The sequence below is a fragment of the Bacillus sp. 05T31 genome (assembly GCF_056396725.1).
The window spans coordinates 1-1,712 of sequence record NZ_JBFTMA010000829.1; the positions used below are offsets into that span (position 1 = coordinate 1).

The following is a 1,712-nucleotide window of genomic DNA, read 5'->3' on the forward strand; positions in this document are numbered from 1 at the left end:
CACTACATCTATTCAAAATAATAATACTACAAATCTTAATATCGAAGAACAAGCAATGAACGGCTTATATGGAATGCCCGAAACAACCATTGAAGATGCTGATCACGTTGTAACTGATGATTTGACTTCAAAAAATTAATGAACTACATAGAAAAGAGCCAAGGAAAATATCCTTGGCTCTTCTCTATTATATATCCAATTTTTTTACTTCTTCTCTCTTTTTAGAAAGTTTCCCTGGCCAAAAAGCAAAGCGGCCTAAAACGACTGTGATTGCTGGTACAAGCAGTGGTCTTACAATAAATGTATCTAGCAATACACCGATTGCTGTCACAATACCGAATTGAACTAAAACTTGAATTGGCAATGTACCTAATACTGCAAATGTTCCTGCTAAAATTAAACCTGCGGATGTAATTACACTACCTGTTTGTATAACACCATTTTTAACTGATTCTAAATGATTTTGTGTCTTTTTATTCTTCCATATTTCTGAAACCATAAAGATATTATAATCTTCCCCTAAGGCAACTAAAAATACGAATGCATATAACGGTATCGCACCTTGTATCGCGGGAGCTCCCATACCGAAATGCAGTAAAATCCAGCCTGCTCCTAATGCAGAGAAGAAAGATAAAACGACAGTTACAATTAAGTAAATCATCGCAACGATTGAACGTAAATACACGAGTAAAAGTAAAGCGATGATACTAATCATAACCGGAATAATAACCGCTTCATCCCGTTCAGTAATTTGCTTTGTATCATATAAGGAAGCTGTTTCTCCGCCAATCCATAAATGATTCTCAGCTTGACTAATTCCTTCATCTTTTAATACCTTTTCTACACTATTTTTCAATTTAGGGATTTGATCTAATGCTTCAATTGAGTATGGGTTTTCCACTAAAGAAACTTCATACATTTGCAATTGATTATTTTCTTTTCCCTTCATTGGCTCTTTCACTTTATTAACAAAAGATAATTTCTCTATTTCTTGTTTAATAGGTAAATCTTTTCCCTTTGAATCAACTACAATCTTTACTGGCGCTAATTCTCCAGCTGAAAAATGATCCGTAATTAATGTAAATCCTTCGCGTGATGGCATATCTTTCGGGAATGATTCTAATAAGTCGTACGTGTATTGAATACGCGGTACAAATGAAGCCAAGCCTCCTAATAAAAATACGGTTAGCATAATAATTGTCCACGGTTTACGTACAACAATATCCCCAAGTTTTTTACTAAAGAACCCTTTAGTATTTTTTACTTTTACTACTTTCTTTTTCTTTCTTGCAAACTCTTCATTCATTTCAGCTGTTCTCGGTATGAACGGGAAAAATGCAACTCTATCGAAAATTAATAATAATGCTGGAAGAATCGTTAAAGCAGCGATTCCCATAATGAAAACAGCCACACTAAATGGAACTGCGAATCGATGAAAAGCTCCATAATGAGCAAGTAATAACGTTCCTAACCCTAATACTACAGTAAGTGCACTCATTATAATTGCTCCACCTGATGCTTTTATCGCAAGTTGCAATGCTTTATACTTACTTTCTTCTTCTAGCAAGTACTCTTTATATCTTGAAATAAGAAATAAACAATAGTCCGTTCCTGCTCCAAACAGTAAGACAGTCATAATCGATATAGCCTGTGCATCTACTTTAATCCATCCATTGTCTGCTAAAAAGCCCAGTGTCGGACTGATAATTCCG

The 1,712-nt window shown here is 34.7% G+C and carries 2 protein-coding genes; one reads left to right on the forward strand and one right to left on the reverse strand.

Going from position 1 to position 1,712, the window contains the following annotated elements; all coding sequences use genetic code 11:
* On the forward strand, positions 1 to 139 hold a 139-nt coding region (locus tag AC1DJR_RS28820), incomplete at its 5' end, for a DUF4021 domain-containing protein (protein ID WP_477004133.1).
* Between the two features lie 48 nt (positions 140 to 187).
* On the opposite strand, the gene AC1DJR_RS28825 is transcribed toward AC1DJR_RS28820, so the two are convergent.
* Positions 188 to 1,712, reverse strand: a 1,525-nt coding sequence (locus tag AC1DJR_RS28825; RefSeq protein ID WP_477004132.1) for an MMPL family transporter, incomplete at its 5' end; no start/stop codon positions are given.